The organism is Paraconexibacter sp. AEG42_29 (assembly GCF_040581415.1).
GTDB lineage: Bacteria > Actinomycetota > Thermoleophilia > Solirubrobacterales > Solirubrobacteraceae > Paraconexibacter.
This window is the reverse complement of record NZ_CP114014.1, coordinates 1,638,742-1,655,298: the sequence shown is the minus strand read 5'-3', so window position 1 is coordinate 1,655,298 and position 16,557 is coordinate 1,638,742. Positions and strand designations below refer to the sequence as shown.

The window sequence follows — 16,557 nt, the reverse complement described above, 5'->3', positions numbered from 1 at the left end:
CTCAGCCCTTCTTGGCGGCCTCGGCCACCTGCTCGATGGAGCCCTTGAGGAAGAACGCCGACTCGGGCAGATCGTCGTGCTCGCCGTCGATCAGCTCGCGGAACGAGCGCACGGTGTCCGCGATCGGCACGTACTCACCGGGGGTGCCGGTGAAGATCTCGGCGACCGAGAACGGCTGCGACAGGAAGCGCTCGACCTTGCGCGCACGCTGGACGGTGATCTTGTCCTCGTCCGAGAGCTCGTCGATGCCGAGGATGGCGATGATGTCCTGGAGCTCCTTGTAGCGCTGCAGGATCTCCTTGACGCGGTTGGCGACCTCGAAGTGCTCCTCCCCGACGATGTCGGGCTTGAGGATCGTGGAGGTCGAGTCCAGCGGGTCGACCGCCGGGTAGATCCCCTTCTCCGAGATGGCGCGCGACAGGTTCGTCGTCGCGTTCAGGTGGGCGAACACCGAGGCGGGCGCCGGGTCGGTGAGGTCGTCGGCGGGGACGTAGATGGCCTGCACCGAGGTGACCGAGCCGTTCCGCGTGGACGTGATCCGCTCCTGCAGCTGGCCCATCTCCGTCTCGAGCGTCGGCTGGTAGCCGACCTGCGAGGGCATGCGGCCCAGGAGCGCCGAGACCTCGGAGCCGGCCTGGACGAAGCGGAAGATGTTGTCGACGAACAGGAGCACGTCCTGGCCGGCAACGTCACGGAAGTACTCCGCCATCGTCAGGCCGGACAGCGCGACGCGCATGCGCGCTCCGGGGGGCTCGTTCATCTGGCCGAAGACGAGCATCGTCTTGTCGATGACCCCCGACTCCTTCATCTCGTGCCAGAGGTCGTTGCCCTCACGGGAGCGCTCGCCGACGCCGCAGAACGCGGACAGGCCGCCGTGCTCCTTCGCCAGGTTGTGGATCAGCTCCTGGATGAGGACGGTCTTGCCGACGCCGGCGCCGCCGAACAGGCCGACCTTGCCGCCCTTGGCGTACGGGGCCAGCAGGTCGATGACCTTGATGCCGGTCTCGAACATCTCGGTGGTCGGGGTCAGGTCCTCGACGGACGGAGCCGACGCGTGGATCGGACGACGCTCCGTGACCTCGATGGCGGGACCGTTGTCGATCGTCTCGCCGAGCAGGTTGAAGATGCGGCCGAGGGTGGCCTCGCCGACGGGGACCGTGATCGGGCCACCCGTGTCGAAGACCTCGACGCCGCGGGCGAGGCCGTCGGTCGTGTCCATGGCGACGCAGCGCACGCGGTTGTCGCCGAGGTGCTGCTGCACCTCGAGGACGAGCTTGCCCTGGTCGTCGCCGCGCTCGATCTCGAGCGCGTTGTTGATCTCGGGCAGATCGCCCGGGAACGTGACCTCGATGACGACGCCCTGGACGGCGTCGACGCGGCCGACGTTGGTGGCGGTGGTGGATTCCATAAGGCTCAGTTCTCCGGTTACACCAGCGCCTCAGCGCCGGCGACGACTTCCATGATCTCCTGCGTGATCTCGGCCTGGCGCACGCGGTTCATCTCCAGCGTGAGGTCGGTGATGACCTCGCCGGCGTTCTCCGACGCGTTGCGCATGGCCGTCATGCGTGCCCCGTGTTCCGAGGCGGTCGACTCCAGCAGCGCACGGAAGATCGAGATCTCCACGTAGTCCGGGACCAGGCGCTTGAGGATGTCGACGGGGTCCGGCTCGTACTCCACGAGCGCGTGATGGCCCGAGACCTCTTCTTCGGTCCCGTCCTGGTCGCGCTCGTTGCCCTCGAGGATCGTCGCCTGCTGCAGCGGCAGCAGCGTCTCGCGGCGCACCTCCTGCACCAGCGCCGAGACGTATCCGTTGTAGAAGATCTCCACGCGGTCGACCTCGGCGTCGACGTACGCCGACACGAGGTCCTCCGCGATCTCACGGGCGTTCGCGTAGGCCGGCCGGTCGGTGAACCCGGTATAGGTCCCCGCGGTGTGCTTCCCGCGGAAGTTCAGCGACGACACGCCGCGGCGCCCGGTCGCGTAGTACGTGACCTTCTTCCCGGCTTCCTCGTACTCGGCTCCGGCACGGATTCCGGCGCGCAGGATCTGCGAGTTGAACGCGCCCGCGAGACCGCGGTCGGCCGTGACGAGCACGATCGCGATCGTGTTCTCGGACTCGTGCTCGGCCAGGATCGGCAGCGCGCCGAGCTCACCACCGGCCGCCTCGGCGGCCTGGCGGGTCATGCGGCGGATGGCGCCCGCGTACGGACGGAGCGACGAGATCCGCTGCTCGGCCCGGCGCAGGCGCGCCGCCGCGACCATCTCCATGGCGCGCGTGATCTTCTGGATGTTCTTGACCGACGCGATGCGGACTTTGACGTCGCTCTGAGCCATCAGGCAGCGGCACCTTCCAGCGGCTGGCCGTCCTCGTCGAGGTCGTAGCCGAAGTCGTCGCCGAAGCTCCCGATCGCGGTCTTGAGCTCCTCCTGGGTGTCGTCCTTCCAGTCCCCGCCGGCGATCTTGTCGAGCAGCGCGGCGTTCGCCGAGCGCAGGCGCAGGACGAGGTCCTCGAGGAACTGGGGCACGCGGTCCGTGTTGATCCGGTCGAGGAAGCCGTTGGTGGCCGCGTACACCGCGACGACCTGGTCCTCCACGGGCAGCGGTGCGCGCTCGTTCTGGTTGAGCATCTTCACCAGGCGCTCACCGCGGGCCAGGGTGCGCTGCGTGTCGGCGTCCAGGTCGGACCCGAACTGCGCGAACGCCTCCAGGTCGCGGAACTGGGAGAGCTCGAGCTTCAGGCGGCCGGCGACCTTCTTCATCGGGCTGATCTGCGCGTTGCCGCCGACGCGGGACACCGAGATGCCGACGTTGATGGCCGGGCGCACGCCGGAGTTGAAGAGCTTCGGCTCCAGGAAGATCTGGCCGTCCGTGATCGAGATGACGTTCGTCGGGATGTACGCCGACACGTCGCCCGCCTGCGTCTCGATGATCGGCAGTGCCGTCATCGACCCGCCGCCGAGCTCGTCGTTCAGCTTCACGGCGCGCTCGAGGAGACGGCTGTGCAGGTAGAAGACGTCGCCCGGGTAGGCCTCGCGTCCGGGCGGACGGCGGAGCAGCAGCGACATCTGGCGGTAGGCGTAGGCGTGCTTGGTGAGGTCGTCGTAGACCGCCAGCGTGTGCCCGCCCTTGTAGAGGAAGTACTCGGCCATCGCGGCGCCGGCGTACGGCGCCATGAACTTGATCGGCGCGGCCTCGTCGGCCGGGGCGGCGACGATGATCGTGTTCTCGAGCGCGCCCGCATCGGCGAGCGTGCGGGCCAGGCCGACGACCGTCGCCATGCGCTGGCCGATCGCGACGTAGACCGAGATGATCCCCGAGTTGCGGTTGTTGATGATCGTGTCGACCGCGATCGTCGTCTTGCCCGACTGACGGTCGCCGATGATCAGCTCGCGCTGGCCACGGCCGATCGGGATCATCGAGTCGACGGCCTTCAGGCCCGTCTGCATCGGCTCGTTGACCGACTGGCGCTCGACGACGCCCGGCGCCTTGAACTCGGCGGGGCGGAACTCGGTCGTGTTGATCTCGCCCTTGCCGTCGAGCGGGACGCCCAGCGGGGAGACAATGCGGCCCAGCAGCGCGTCGCCGACCGGGATCTCGAGCAGGCGGCCGGTCCGCTTGACCGTGTCGCCCTCGACGATCTTGTCCCAGTCGCCGAAGAGCACCGCGCCGACGTTGTCGGACTCGAGGTTCAGCGCGAGGCCCGTGACGCCGTGCGGGAAGTCCAGCATCTCGAACGACATGCAGTTCTCGAGGCCGTGGATGCGCGCGATGCCGTCCGAGACGGACAGCACCGTGCCGACCTCGGTCAGCTCGGCGGAGCCGCCGTCGAGGCCTTCGATGCGGCTCTTGAGGATTGAGGTGATCTCGTCGGGCTTGATCTGCATGAAGGTGGTTCTCCTGATCAGGCCTTCGCCACGGAGCGGCGAAGCTGATCGAGTCGGTTTCGGATTGAGGCGTCGAGGATCTGGTTGCCGACGCGGAGGATGATCCCGCCGAGGACTTCCGGGTCCACATGGGCGGTGAGCTGGACCTTGCGCCCCGTCTGCTGACCGATCTGGTCACCAAGGCGCTGGACGACGTCGTCGTCCAGGGCGACGGCGCTCGTGATGTCCACGGGCAGGAGCTTGTTCTCGTCGTCCCACAGACGATCGAACTCCTTCCGCAGCCGGTGGATGGCCGGCATGCGGTGGTTCTCGAGCAGCAGCTCGAGGATGTTGACCACGGTCGGGTCGGCGTCCGAGACGGCCTTGTGCAGGCCTTCCTTCTTCTCCACCGTGGAGAAGTACGGCGAGAAGAAGAAAGTGGACAGCTCGGAGCTGCCGGCGAGCGCCTCGGAGAACTGCCCGAGCTGCTCACGGACGACGTCGAGGGTCCCCTTCTCCTTCGAGACCTCGAACAGCGACTTCGCGTAGACGCGGGCGATCTCTTCCATGGCTAGTTGTTGCGCTCCCCGAGGGAGGAGAAGTCCAGCTCGCCGAGCGCGTCCTCGACGAGGCGCTTCTGGTCCTCGGCGTTGAGCGTCTTGCGGGTGACCTTCTCGGTGGCGGCGACGGTGAGGTCGGCGACCTCCGAGCGGATCTCCTGGATCGCGCGGCGGGTCTCCCCCTCGATGTCCTTCTTGGCCTGCTCGACGAGCTCGTCCCGCTTGGCCGCGCCGGCTTCGGCGGAGCTGCGCTGGACCTCGTCGCCCGCCTTGCGGGCGCTGGCCACGATCTCGTCGGCCTGCGAACGGGCCTCCTTCAGCCGCTCGCGGTACTCCTCGAGGAGCGCCTCGGACTCGGCCTTCGTGCGGTCGGCGGACGTGATGGCGTCCTCGATCATCTTCTGGCGCTTGTCCAGCGCCTCGGCGATCGCCGGGAAGGCCATCTTGTACAGCAGCGCCATCGCGGTGCCGAAGATGACCAGGGTCCAGACCATGAGCCCGATGCCGGGCTCGACCAGGAAGCTGCCGCCCTCTTCGGCGGCCTCGGCGCCACCTTCAGTGGCGGCGAGGATGGTTGCGGAGATGGCGGAGAGCATCGCGGCCTACAGGAAGAAGGCGATGAGGCCCGCGACGAGGCCGTAGAAGAAGCACGCCTCGCAGAGCGCGAAGCCGAGCCACTGGATCGAGGTGATCTCGTCCTTCATCTCCGGCTGACGAGTGACCGACTCGATGACCTTGCCGAAGATGGTGCCGATGCCGATGCCGGCGCCGACGGCGCCGAGGCCGCCACCCACGCCGAGAGCGATCGCGCGGCCGGCGTTCGCGCCGTAGTCCTCCGCTGCAGCGGCCTGGGCGAGCACGGTGATGGTGCTGATGTCCATGGTCTTTTCTCCTTGGTTCTGTACGACTTAGTGGTGGTCGGCGGTGGCGCCGCCCAGGTAGATCGCCGTGAGGGTGGCGAAGATGAAGGCCTGCAGGGTGGCGACGAGGCCGACCTCGAACATGAAGAGGCCGACGGCCATCGGGAAGGTCACGACGCCGAGCGCCTCGATACCGAGGAGCACCACGAGCGCGCCGCCCATGAACAGGATGATGAGGTGGCCCGCGAGGATGTTCGCGAAGAGCCTGACCGAGAGCGAGATCAGCCGCATGAAGTTCGACATCAGCTCGAGGGCGAGGATCGGGCCCTTGAGGAAGCCGGGGACGCCGGCCGGGATGAAGCTCTTCAGGTAGCCGCCCGGCCCCTTGGTCTTGACGCCGACGGCGTTGTAGACGATCCACACGAGGATCGACAGCGCGAGCGGGATCGAGAGGTTGGCGGTCGCCGCGTAGAGCGCGAACGACGGGACCTCGAGGCCGAGGACGTCGATCTTCTCGTGCGTGTTCGTCGGCAGCGGGATGTACCCGAGCATGTTCGAGAACCAGATGAACAGGAACAGCGACGCGATGAACGGGAACCAGCGTGCGGCGACGGACGCCTCCATGTTCGACCGCGTGATGTTGTCGCGCATCAGCGTGAAGGTCAGCTCCACCAGCGTCTGCACGCGGTTCGGCTTCTGCTTCATCCGGCGGGCGACGTAGATCATCGTCGCGCACATGAAGATCGCGGCGACCAGCACGTACATCGTCGCCTTCGTGAACTCGAACGGGCCGACCGAGAACCAGGCGTCGAGCTTGAACTCCTCCTGGGGCTGGAAGACGTCGTTGTCGCTCCGCGAGAAGCCGAAGATCGCCACGAAGATGGCGATGACACCGACGTAGATGCCCAGCCCTAGGCCGACTTTGCGTTTGGTCGTCATGACGGTGAGGCGTTCCTCTCGAACGTGCGTGCGAGCAGCGAGGTGGCGAAGTAGGTCGTGAAGGCGACGAAGACGAGCACGGCGGCGGCAAGGCCGTCCTCCCGCTCCCCGAGGGTCCCGACGGCGAGGATGCTAAGGCCCACGAGCCATGCGCGTCCGACCATCGCGCCGAGGTTGTACCCGATCGCGGTGCGGACGTCGTCCTTCGTCTTGGCGACGCGGGCGACGCCGAGCTCGAGCAGGCGCTGCAGGATCCAGACGCCGGCGCCGACGAGCACGCCCAGGACGGGTGCCCCGAGGAGCAGGACGACGGGGACCGCCATCGGCGTGAGGATCAGGTCGAGGTTGCGGACGAAGGCCGGGGCACCGCCGGAAGGCGCGGCGGCCGGGGCGGACGCGGGCGATGCGGTCGTGGGCTCGGGCGCGTCGTCGGCGGGAGTGCCGGACGGAGCGGGGAGCGGGCTCGGTTGGGTCATCGGCATCGCGGGGGCGTGACCCTACCCACCGAGCGGCCGCGGCAGCGTGCAGCCACCGGAGCGATCCCGGCCCGTGAGCGGCGTCGGCCGGAACGTGGCGCGACGGCGTCGGGTGCTCGGCCGTGCCCCGCGTGCTCCGGTGCAGCGCGAGCGCGGTCCGGGGCAGCCGGGAACGCGTCGATCCCCGATGGGGTCGCCCGCGCCGGGACGCGCAGCGGGGCCGCGGTCTTCGGCGTCGGACTCAGAGGGATCGTGGTCGGGCATGGCGGCGTCACCCTACAGGCGTTGGGTCCTGCGGCGGGCGCAGGTGGAGGACAGAGGGGAGGTGGTTGAGACGCTCCCCGCGACGGCCTGTGGAACGTATCACGAACCGTCGACTTTGTGACGACTTTGTGACACTTCGTGGCAGACGTTGCGAGCAAAGGCCGGGCCCGGTCTTTGCTGGCCCGTACCGATTTTCCTGAGGACGGCCTTATCGGCGGCGCGCGGCCAGGGCCCGCCGGGCTACGGCCAGCCGGTCGACCCGGTTCTGCAGCACGCGGAACGCCGGACGCGCCTTGCCCGTGTGGTCGAACAACGCGGAGTCCCAGCTGTCGAGCGGGCCCCCGGAGTTCCAGTTGTAGAGGTACACGCGCTTGATGCGCGGGCTCAGCGGCACGAGCCGGTCGAAGATCCACCGCACGGCCAGCCCGGCGTGCGCCGCGGTCTCCGGGAACCCGACCAGCTTGTTCTTCGTCGTCCGGCGCTTGACGATGCCGCCGGTCTCGGTGAACCAGAGGTCGCCCTTGACGAGCTTGAGCAGGTCGGAGGTGCCGGTGGTCTGCAGCCGGTTGGCGTCGACGTAGTTGTGCACGCCCCAGACCTTGGGCGTGCGCTTGACGTGGCGCATGAACGCGGTGACCCACTTCTTCATCGTCGGCCCGTCGAGGACCTCGGCCGCGAGGATCGTGCAGCTCGGGCACTCGGCGGTGAGCGCGTCGTAGTAGCGCGCCGCGAGCTCGGGCTTGTGGCACAGCGGCTCGCCGCAGAGGTTGGGCTCGTTCCAGGTCGCGAACTCCTTCACCTCCGGGTAGCGCTCGCGGAACTTGCGGAACTCCTCCACGAGCCGCGCGGGGGACGGCGCGACGCGGCGCTGGCCCTCGACACGGGAGTGGCCGAAGCTGATCAGCGGCCGGACCTTGGCGAGCCGCGCGGCGGCGATCCACGCGTCGACCTCCGGCGTCTCGAAGTCGACGCTCATCGCGTCCCACGGCACCACGCGGCGGACCTTGTGCAGGCCCAGCTGCAGAAACTTCGGATCGCTGAACATCGCGAGCTTCTGGTCGGCGATGCCGATCGCCAGCCCGGGCCGGAGCTTGGGTTGGGCCTTGACCTTCGCCTTCGTGGCAGCGGCGGCCGTGGCCGTGGCCGGCCCAGGGGCGGGCAGCCCGCCGGCGAGCACCAGGCCGAGGACGGCGGTCGCGACGAGGGCAAGCAGGCGCGAGGGGGCGGCGAACTGCGTCATCAGGTCCCGGAACGCTCCGCAGGCGCAGGCGTTGCGCTTTCCCCGTGTGAAGGTTCCGTGAGGACCGTGTCCTCGTGGGTGTAGCCGGGCGCACAGCAGCACAGCAGCACGAGGGGCTCGGCCCCCGTGTTCGTGAGCTTGTGCTCGACCCCGGGCGGGATGACGACGCAGTCGCCGACGACGACGTCGCGCTCGTCCGTCCCCAGGCGCATCCGCCCGGTGCCCGCGGTGATGAAGTACAGCTCCTCCGCGATCGGGTGGTAGTGCGCGGTGGTGGCGCCGCCGACCGGGACCGTGGCCTCGGCGAGGCTCTGGTTGACGGACGGCGCGGCGACCCGGCCGGCGAGCTCGCGGATCGAGGAGCCGTCGGCGGTGACGAAGGACTCGCTGTCGGCCAGGTTGCGGACGTGCATTGCCGCACGACGGTACCCGGTCGCGACGAGGCGCTCCGGCCATGACGGCCGAAACGCCCCGCTGCTGCATGTACGCGGACGAATGGCGGACCCGAAGGCGGATCCGCTTACGCCACGACCCGGCGCGCGGTCTCGCGATCGAGGTGGCCGGCAGCGCGTGCGAACGCACGCGCGACAGCCGTTCTGAGCCGTCCGGGCGGGGGCTCGGGACGCTCGGGCCGGTAGTCACGGCGCGCGCTCTCGCGGGTCGCTCGTACAGCCTTCGCGTAGTCCTCGTGGATGACGCTGTGCATGGTGGTTCTGCTCCTTGGTGCGTGGTTGGAAGGTGCGTGCGAGCACCCGCCACCGGGGCGGAACCGTCTTGCGGCGCGGATCCGGGGAGGCGGGCTGAGTGCCCGCGGTCCCGGCTTTCGCGCGAGAGGCCTACAGGCAGGACACGAAGGAGCGGGACCACGAACGCACGGAATGACCGGGCTGCGAGCCCGTTCCAACCGTGGTGATGTTCGTCGTGCGCGGCTTCATGTTTCTGCCTCCTCCGGACCGGAGGAGCGCCGAACCTATCAGCGCACGGCGGACCGGACAACCCCGCGCCGGTACCCTGACGGCGTGTCAGACGCCGCCGACCGCCCTGCCAGCACGACTCCGAAGCGGGAGGCGGTGCAGTCCGCCGTGCTGACCGCGACCGAGGAGCTGCTGACCGAGGGCGCGCGCTTCGCCGACCTGAACATCGAACGGATCGCGACGCGGGCCGGCATCTCGCGCACCGCGTTCTACTTCTACTTCAAGGACAAGCGCGAGCTGCTCGTGAAGCTCACCGAGGACGTCACGGTCGAGCTCTACCAGCAGGCGGACATGTGGTTCTCCGGGGAGGGCGACCCGCGGGACGAGGTCCGGGACGCCCTGCGCGCCGTGACCGACCTGTACACCGCCCACGGCGCGCTGATGCGCGTGATCGTCGAGGTCTCCACCTACGAGGAGGAAGTCGCCGCGTTCTGGCGCGGGCTCGTGGATCGCTTCGTGGTGGCCGCCGCCGAGCGGATCCGCACCGAGCAGCGCGCCGGCAACGCTCCCGGCGGGGACGCGGGCGCACTGGCGTTCGCGCTGGTGTGGATGTGCGAGCGCACGCTCTACCAGCAGATGGTGCAGGAGGTGCCGTTCGACAGCGCCGACCTCGCCTCGACGCTCGAGGCGATCTTCATGCGCGGGATCTACGCGCGCGACTGAGGGTCGCGGGGATCAGCCGCGTTTCACGGCGGGGAACTCTCCCGTGGCCAGCGCCTCCTGGACCTCGGCGTCGACCGCCGACTCGTCGGCCTGCGATCCGCCGCGCATCCACACGAGCCGCTTGACCTTGAGGATCTCCAGCACGACGACGAGGTAGACGCTCGCCGCCGCGACCATCAGGCCCATCAGCCCCATCACGACCGACCAGCCCGTGTTCAGGTTGCCGTGGTCGTCGGAGTACGGGACGAACCGCAGGGCGACCGCGAAGGCGCCGAGCAGCAGCGTCCAGCCGTACAGGTAGAGGACGGCCCGTCTCTGGCTGAACCCGATCCGGCTCAGGCGGTGGTGCAGGTGGTTCGCGTCGGCCTGCCAGACGGGACGGCCGTACTTCATCCGCTTCAGCACGACGAACGTCGTGTCCAGGAACGGGACCGCCAGCACCAGCAGCGGGAAGACGAGGGCGAGCACCGCCTGGGTCTTGACCGCGCCCTCGACGGCGATGCAGCCCAGCATCAGCCCGAGGAGGTTCGACCCGCAGTCGCCCATGAAGACGCTGGCCGGATGGAAGTTGTGGACGAGGAACCCGAGCGCGGCACCGGCGGTCAGCGCAGCGAGGATCCCGGCGTGACGGCGCTCGAGGTCGAAGGCGATGATCGCGAACACGCCCGCGGCGATCGCGCAGACGCCCGCGGCGAGCCCGTCGATCCCGTCGGAGAAGTTCACGACGTTCATGACCAGCACGAGGCCGACGATCGTCAGCGGCTCCCCCATCGAGCCGAAGTCCTGGGCGCCGACGAACGGAAGCGTGATGTTCGTGACCTCGACCCCCGCGTGCACCGGCAGGAACGCGGCGGCGAACTGCCCCAGGAACTTGACCGCGGCCGGCAGGTCGAAGCGGTCGTCGAGCGCCCCCACCACCGCGATCACCACGGCGCCGTAGAGGATTCCCGACACGCGGTCGTGCGTCCGCGACGTGCTGTCCAGGAACAGGGCGGCCCCGACCAGGATCGCGACGAGCATCGCCAGGCCGCCGAGCAGCGGCGTCCCGCCCTTCGCGAGGCCGCGGTCGGACCCCTTGTCGACCGCGCCGACGGCCCGCGCCACGCGTGCGGTCAGCGGGGTCACCACCAGCGCCACGACGAACGCGGTGGCGAATCCCAATATGGCGTCCCTGGGGCTCATCGCGCGGACCAGAGCCTAGGGCTTGGCCCGGCGATGGGATGTGCCCTCCGGCCTAGACTGCAGCCGGCGCGCTGAGGTGCTCGTAGAGCGGGTAGCGGTCCGCGATCGCAACCACCCGCTCGGCCAGCTCGGCGCGCGCGCCGTCGAAGGCGGGGGTCAGCGCGGTGGCGATGATGCGGCCGATCTCGGTGAAGTCGTCCGCCTGCAGGCCGCGTGTGGCCAGCGCCGGGGTGCCGACACGCAGCCCGCTGGTCACCATCGGCGGGCGCGGGTCGAACGGGACCGCGTTGCGGTTGACCGTGATGCCGATCTCGTGCAGCCGGTCCTCGGCCTGCTGGCCGTCGAGCTCGGACTCGCGCAGGTCGACCAGCGCGAGGTGCACGTCGGTGCCGCCGGTGAGGACGGACACGCCCTCCCCCGCGTTCATCAGCTCGGCGGCGACGGCCTGCGCGCCGGCGATCGTGCGCTCCTGGCGCTCCTTGAAGAGGCTCGTCCCGGCGATCTTCAGCGCGACCGCCTTCGCGGCGATGACGTGCTCCAGCGGGCCGCCCTGCTGGCCGGGGAAGACGGCGGAGTTGATCTTCTTCGCGTGCTCCTCGCGGCACAGGATGATGCCGGAGCGAGGGCCGCCGAGGGTCTTGTGGACGGTCGTGGTGACGACGTCGGCGTGCGGGACCGGAGACGGGTGCAGGCCGGCGGCGACGAGGCCCGCGAAGTGGGCCATGTCGACCATCAGCAGCGCGCCGACCTCGTCGGCGATCGCGCGGAACGCCGCGAAGTCCAGCTGACGCGGGTACGCGGACCAGCCCGCGATGATCATCTTCGGCTTCCGCTCGCGGGCGATCTGCGCGACCTTGTCCATGTCGACGAGCGACGTCTCGCGCTCGACCTCGTACGGCGCGATGTCGTACAGGCGGCCCGAGACGTTGATCTTCATGCCGTGCGTCAGGTGGCCGCCGTGGGCCAGCGAGAGGCCCATGATCGTGTCGCCCGGCGTCAGCAGCGCGTGGAAGACGGCGGTGTTCGCCTGGGCGCCGGAGTGCGGCTGGACGTTGGCGTGCTCGGCGCCGAACAGGTCCTTCGCGCGGTCGATCGCCAGCTGCTCGGCGACGTCGACGTGCTCGCAGCCGCCGTAGTAGCGCTTGCCGGGGTAGCCCTCGGCGTACTTGTTCGTCAGGACGCTGCCCTGGGCGTCCAGGACCGCCTGCGGGACGAAGTTCTCGCTGGCGATCATCTCCAGCGTGCGCTGCTGGCGATCGAGCTCGAGGCGCAGGACCTCGGCGATCTCGGGGTCGACCTCGGCGATCGGCCGGTTGAAGTACTCGGGGCTCAGGTCGGACATGGGCGCTCCTTCGGCGTTGACACGGGAATCGGTGCCCAGGCGCGCGGCGGTGCTGCATGTCGCTCCCCGGTGGTCGGTTCCACCCACGGCGCCAGTTGCGACCCGACCGACGGTATCAAGCCCCGCGGGCGTTTTCAGGCCCCGCGCCCGCGATCAGCTGTCAATTTGTCCGACGCGACGGGCGTGGCGGCCGCCCTCGAAGTCCGTGGCGAGGAAGGTCGCGACGATCGCGTCCGCCTCGTCGGGCTTCAGGCGCGCACCGGACAGCGTCACGACGTTCGCGTCGTTGTGGCGGCGGGACATCTCGGCCTCGGACGTGTCGTGCGCGTTGACCGCGCGGATCCCGGCGACCTTGTTGGCCACGATCGAGACGCCCACGCCGGACCCGCACGCGATGACGCCGGCCTGGGCGCCGCCGCCGGCGACGAGCTCCGCCGCCTCGCGGGCGAACGCGGGGTAGTCGACCGAGTCGGCCGTCGTCGTCCCGACGTCGAGGACCTCGTGGCCTGCGTCCACCAGCCCGGCCTTTACGTGCTCCTTCAGGTGGAACCCGGCGTGATCTGACCCGACCGCGATGCGCATGGCGCCGATTCTATGGAGCGAGGCGGGCGGCCACTTCCTCGTCCGGCACAGCGCCGGCCCGCACGATCGTCCAGGTCCCACCATCCTCGTACCCGGCGAGGTCGATGACCGTCGACGACGTCCCGGGCAGCTCGCCGCCGTCCAGCACGAGGTCGGCCGCCTCGCGGATGCCGGACGGGACGGCGTCCACGGTCCGTGCGTCGGGGCCGCCGGCGCGGTTGGCGGAGGACTGAAGGACCGGCCAGGTGACGTCCCTGAGCGCCGCGAGGTGCGGCGGCAGGGCGGGGACGCGGAGCCCGATGGTCGCCGGGTCCGGGCCGCAGGCGAGCGGGTAGCGGCCCGACGGGTTCGGCAGCAGCAGCGTCACCGCGCCGGGGAGCAGCGCGAGCAGGGCGTCGCGGGTGCGGGGCCCGAGCTCCGGCAGCGCGGCCAGCGCGAGCGAGGGCTGGAAGAACATCACGGCCGCCGGCTTGTCCGGGACCCGGCCCTTCATTGCGTAGAGCCGGCGCACGGCCTCCTTGTCTGACGGCTCGCAGGCCAGCCCGTAGACGGTGTCGGCGGGAAAGATCGCGACGCCGCCCACCTGCATGCAGCGGGCGAAGGTCGCGGCGTCGTCCGCCGTCAGGGTCGCCACAGGACCACCACGCGATCGTGCCCGGCGAGGTCGGCGTGGACGGCGGCGTCCCAGCCCGGAGGGGCAAGCGGCGTCACCGCCGGCGGCTGGCCGGCGCCGACCTCCAGGCCGATCCAGCGCGCGCCCGCGTCCTCCGCGGCGGCGGGGATCAGGCGCCGGATGACGTCCAGCCCGTCCGGCCCGGCGAAGAGCGCGCCCGGCGGCTCGTGCTGCGCGATCTCCGGCGCCAGGCGGGCGCCGGACTCGACGTAGGGCGGGTTGCTGACGACGGCGTCCACGCTGGGGATACGGGCGAGGAGGTCACCGTGATGGAACGTGATGGCCAGGCCGAGGCGCTGCGCGTTGCCGTACGCCACGTGGAGCGCATCCTCGCTGACGTCGGTGGCGTGCACGTCGAGGTCCGGCCGCTCGTCCTTGAGCGCGAGCGCGACGGCGCCGCTGCCGGTGCCGACGTCGACCACGCGGGCACCCTGCGGCAGCGTGAGCGCGGCCTCGACGAGGTGCTCGGTCTCCGGGCGGGGGATCAGGACGCGGCCGTCGACGTGGAGGTCCAGGCGGCGGAAGCCCTTGCTGCCGACGATGTAGGCGACCGGCTCGCGCAGCACGGTCCGGCGGCGGACCGCGTCCCTGAAGGCGTGCACCGCCGCGCCGGTCACCGGGGTGTCCGGGTTCAGGAAGAGGTGGGTGCGGTCGACGCCGAGCGCGTGGGCCAGCAGGACCTCGGCGTCCAGGCGCGGCGAGTCGACGCGGGCGGCTCGCAGCGCGACGAGCGCGCTGTCGAGCGCCTCCGCGATCGGGACGCCGACGGGTGCGGTCAAGCGCCGCCGACCCCGCCGCTGCTGGCCTGATCCTCCAGGGCGCGGCGCCGCTCGTCGGCGGTGAGAGCGGCGGTGAACTCGTCGAGCTCGCCTTCGAGGACGGAGTCGAGGTTGTGCGTCGTGAGCTTGATGCGGTGGTCGGTGACGCGCCGCTCGCCGTAGTTGTAGGTCCGGATCTTCTCGGCGCGGTCGCCGGTGCCGACCTGGGCCTTGCGCTCGGCGCTGGTGGCCGCGTTCTGCTCGGCGAGGGCCGCCTCGTAGATGCGGGCACGCAGGATCCGCATCGCCTTCTCGCGGTTCTGCAGCTGGCTCTTCTCGTCCTGCATCGCGACGACGATCCCGGTCGGCTTGTGCGTGATGCGCACCGCCGAGTCGGTCGTGTTGACGGACTGCCCGCCGGGCCCGCCGGAGCGGTAGACGTCGATCTGCAGGTCGTTCTGGTCGACGTGGACCTCGACGTCCTCGACCTCGGGCAGGACCGCGACGGTCGCCGTCGACGTGTGGGTCCGGCCTTGGGACTCGGTGGCGGGGACGCGCTGCACGCGATGGGTTCCGCCCTCGAACTTGAAGACCGAGTAGGCGCCGTCGCCCTTGATCGCGAAGGTGAACTTGCCGTCGGAGGCGTCCATCGCCTCGGTGCTGAACTTCAGGCGCTCGCCGTACTTGGTGAGCATCCGGTAGAGGTCGCCGGCCCAGAGCGAGGCCTCGTCGCCGCCCGCGCCGCCCTGGATCTCGACGATCACGTTCTTGTCGTCGTTCGGGTCCCGCTCGACCATCGCGAGCCGGATCCCCTCTTCGAGCTCGCCGATGCGGGCGCGCGCAGCGGTGAGCATCTCGCGGACCTCCGCGTCCTCGCCCTCGGACAGCAGCTCCTCCGCCCCGGCCGCGTCGTCGACGGCCCGGCGCCATTCGACGCCCAGCCCGGCGGCCGGCTCCAAGCGGCGGTACTCGCGGCCGACCTCGGCGTTGCGGACGCGGTCGGACACCACCGTGGGATCGACGATGAGGTGTTGCAGCTCGTTGAAACGGGCTTCGATCTGTTCGACGAGACGCTCGATCATGCGGCTGTCGAGTCTAGGGGGCGCTCCCACGAGGGGACGCCCGGGGCCGCGCGGGGTCCCTCAGGCCACGACTTCGACGCCGACGAGGTCGTCGGCGGACGCGCCCTCGTCCTGCGTCTCGAGGACGGCGTTGAGCGCGGCGATCGCGACGGCCAGCTGATCCAGGTCGGGCTCGCGCGTCGTCAGCTTCTGCAGCTGCATGCCGGGCCACATCACGACCTTCGCCCATCCGGCCTGGCGGTGGCGCCCGGTCAGCTTGATGATCTCGAAGCTGAGGCCGGCGATCAGCGGGACGCCGAGCACGCGGGTGGCGACCAGGAGGTACCACGCGGGCAGGCCGACGGGCGCGAACGCGAAGATCGCCACGATCATCACGATGAGCAGGAAGCTCGTCCCGCAGCGTGGGTGCAGGCGGCTGAAGCGCTGTGCGTTCTCCGGCGTCAGCTCGAGGCCCGCCTCGTAGCAGGAGATCGTCTTGTGCTCGGCGCCGTGGTACTCGAACAGGCGCCGCAGGTCGCGCAGGCGCGAGACGGCGACCAGGTAGCCGAGGAAGATCGCGGTGCGCAGGACCCCCTCGACGAGCCAGAACAGCAGCGCGGAGCCGAGCTGGTCCTTCACGAGCGAGGTCAAGGCGACCGGGATCACGAAGAACAGGACGACCGACATCAGGAGGGCGAGCGTCACCGTGAGGACCCACATCGGGCCGGTGATCTCCTCGTCCTCCTCCCCCAGCGTCCGGTTGACGCTGATGTTCAGCGCCTTGAAGCCGATGCCGAGCGACTCGCCGAGGGCGACGACGCCGCGGAGCACCGGGATGCGGAGCAGGCGACGGCGCGCGAGGACCGACGTCTTGCGGTGCAGGTGCACCTCGATGTCGCCGAGCGCGGCCTCGGTCGGGTCGGGCTTCTCCCGGCGCGCGCGAGCGGCGAGCTGCTCGTCGGTGGGCAGCCGGACGGCGACCGCCCACGCGGAGACGCCGCGCATCATCACACCCTCGAGGACCGCCTGGCCCCCGAGCGGCGCGTCGCGCTGAGCGGTCAACTGGCCGTCGGCGCCGGCTCCGACCGCGGGTGCGGTCGTCCCCTCGTCGACGGCCATG

18 protein-coding genes and 1 riboswitch are annotated in these 16,557 nt (G+C 70.2%); of the genes, 1 reads left to right on the top strand and 17 read right to left on the bottom strand.

Translation table 11 applies throughout. The features are described 5' to 3' along the window. Position 1: 1 nt before the first annotated feature. The 10 genes from atpD to DSM112329_RS07965 form a co-directional block, all read right to left on the bottom strand. A complete protein-coding gene (atpD, locus tag DSM112329_RS08010) occupies positions 2 to 1,408 on the bottom strand; it encodes a F0F1 ATP synthase subunit beta (protein ID WP_354701289.1) in 1,407 nt (468 codons plus the stop codon). 17 nt (positions 1,409 to 1,425) lie between these two features. Continuing rightward, complete coding sequence (gene atpG / locus DSM112329_RS08005) at positions 1,426 to 2,334, bottom strand: ATP synthase F1 subunit gamma (RefSeq protein WP_354701288.1); 909 nt, start codon at positions 2,332 to 2,334, stop codon at positions 1,426 to 1,428. Next, the gene (atpA, locus tag DSM112329_RS08000; protein ID WP_354701287.1) at positions 2,334 to 3,884 is read right to left on the bottom strand and encodes a F0F1 ATP synthase subunit alpha; all 1,551 of its coding nucleotides are present in this window, start codon (positions 3,882 to 3,884) and stop codon (positions 2,334 to 2,336) included. Before atpA ends, atpG begins: the two co-directional genes overlap by 1 nt. A 17-nt stretch (positions 3,885 to 3,901) precedes the next feature. Beyond that, on the bottom strand, positions 3,902 to 4,432 hold the full coding sequence (atpH, locus tag DSM112329_RS07995) for an ATP synthase F1 subunit delta (protein WP_354701286.1): 531 nt from the start codon (positions 4,430 to 4,432) through the stop codon (positions 3,902 to 3,904). 2 nt (positions 4,433 to 4,434) lie between these two features. Further along, entirely contained in the window at positions 4,435 to 5,019 is a 585-nt protein-coding gene (atpF, locus tag DSM112329_RS07990) for a F0F1 ATP synthase subunit B (RefSeq protein WP_354701285.1), read from the bottom strand. A 6-nt stretch (positions 5,020 to 5,025) separates the two neighbouring features. After that, positions 5,026 to 5,304, bottom strand: coding sequence for an ATP synthase F0 subunit C (gene atpE / locus DSM112329_RS07985; RefSeq protein ID WP_354701284.1), 279 nt, complete (start codon positions 5,302 to 5,304; stop codon positions 5,026 to 5,028). 27 nt (positions 5,305 to 5,331) lie between these two features. Beyond that, positions 5,332 to 6,222 (bottom strand): F0F1 ATP synthase subunit A, encoded by an 891-nt coding sequence (gene atpB, locus DSM112329_RS07980; protein WP_354701283.1) that lies wholly within the window; start codon positions 6,220 to 6,222, stop codon positions 5,332 to 5,334. Further along, positions 6,219 to 6,704, bottom strand: coding sequence for a hypothetical protein (locus DSM112329_RS07975; protein ID WP_354701282.1), 486 nt, complete (start codon positions 6,702 to 6,704; stop codon positions 6,219 to 6,221). Before DSM112329_RS07975 ends, atpB begins: the two co-directional genes overlap by 4 nt. A gap of 466 nt (positions 6,705 to 7,170) precedes the next feature. Then, the gene (locus tag DSM112329_RS07970; protein ID WP_354701281.1) at positions 7,171 to 8,202 is read right to left on the bottom strand and encodes a hypothetical protein; all 1,032 of its coding nucleotides are present in this window, start codon (positions 8,200 to 8,202) and stop codon (positions 7,171 to 7,173) included. After that, a complete protein-coding gene (locus tag DSM112329_RS07965; protein WP_354701280.1) occupies positions 8,202 to 8,615 on the bottom strand; it encodes a cupin domain-containing protein in 414 nt (137 codons plus the stop codon). The genes DSM112329_RS07970 and DSM112329_RS07965 overlap by 1 nt, the downstream gene beginning before the upstream one ends. A 606-nt stretch (positions 8,616 to 9,221) precedes the next feature. On the opposite strand from DSM112329_RS07965, the gene DSM112329_RS07960 reads away from it, so the two are divergent. Continuing rightward, a complete protein-coding gene (locus DSM112329_RS07960) occupies positions 9,222 to 9,839 on the top strand; it encodes a TetR/AcrR family transcriptional regulator (protein WP_354701279.1) in 618 nt (205 codons plus the stop codon). A gap of 12 nt (positions 9,840 to 9,851) precedes the next feature. Here the strand turns inward: DSM112329_RS07960 and DSM112329_RS07955 are convergent, their stop codons facing one another. From DSM112329_RS07955 to DSM112329_RS07925, 7 genes are all read right to left on the bottom strand, one after another. Next, complete coding sequence (locus DSM112329_RS07955; protein ID WP_354701278.1) at positions 9,852 to 11,021, bottom strand: MraY family glycosyltransferase; 1,170 nt, start codon at positions 11,019 to 11,021, stop codon at positions 9,852 to 9,854. A 52-nt stretch (positions 11,022 to 11,073) separates the two neighbouring features. After that, a complete protein-coding gene (glyA, locus tag DSM112329_RS07950; RefSeq protein ID WP_354701277.1) occupies positions 11,074 to 12,363 on the bottom strand; it encodes a serine hydroxymethyltransferase in 1,290 nt (429 codons plus the stop codon). 26 nt (positions 12,364 to 12,389) lie between these two features. Then, positions 12,390 to 12,472: riboswitch (ZMP/ZTP riboswitch) on the bottom strand. A 44-nt stretch (positions 12,473 to 12,516) separates the two neighbouring features. After that, a complete protein-coding gene (gene rpiB, locus DSM112329_RS07945) occupies positions 12,517 to 12,945 on the bottom strand; it encodes a ribose 5-phosphate isomerase B (RefSeq protein ID WP_354701276.1) in 429 nt (142 codons plus the stop codon). A 10-nt stretch (positions 12,946 to 12,955) separates the two neighbouring features. Then, positions 12,956 to 13,579, bottom strand: a complete 624-nt coding sequence (locus DSM112329_RS07940) for an L-threonylcarbamoyladenylate synthase (protein ID WP_354701275.1) — start codon at positions 13,577 to 13,579, stop codon at positions 12,956 to 12,958. After that, a complete protein-coding gene (prmC, locus tag DSM112329_RS07935) occupies positions 13,567 to 14,397 on the bottom strand; it encodes a peptide chain release factor N(5)-glutamine methyltransferase (RefSeq protein WP_354701274.1) in 831 nt (276 codons plus the stop codon). The genes DSM112329_RS07940 and prmC overlap by 13 nt, the downstream gene beginning before the upstream one ends. After that, the gene (prfA, locus tag DSM112329_RS07930) at positions 14,394 to 15,458 is read right to left on the bottom strand and encodes a peptide chain release factor 1 (protein ID WP_354701273.1); all 1,065 of its coding nucleotides are present in this window, start codon (positions 15,456 to 15,458) and stop codon (positions 14,394 to 14,396) included. Before prfA ends, prmC begins: the two co-directional genes overlap by 4 nt. Before the next feature lie 60 nt (positions 15,459 to 15,518). Further along, positions 15,519 to 16,556: a DUF1385 domain-containing protein gene (locus DSM112329_RS07925; protein ID WP_354701272.1), complete on the bottom strand. Its 1,038-nt coding sequence runs from the start codon at positions 16,554 to 16,556 to the stop codon at positions 15,519 to 15,521. Position 16,557 lies beyond the last annotated feature (1 nt).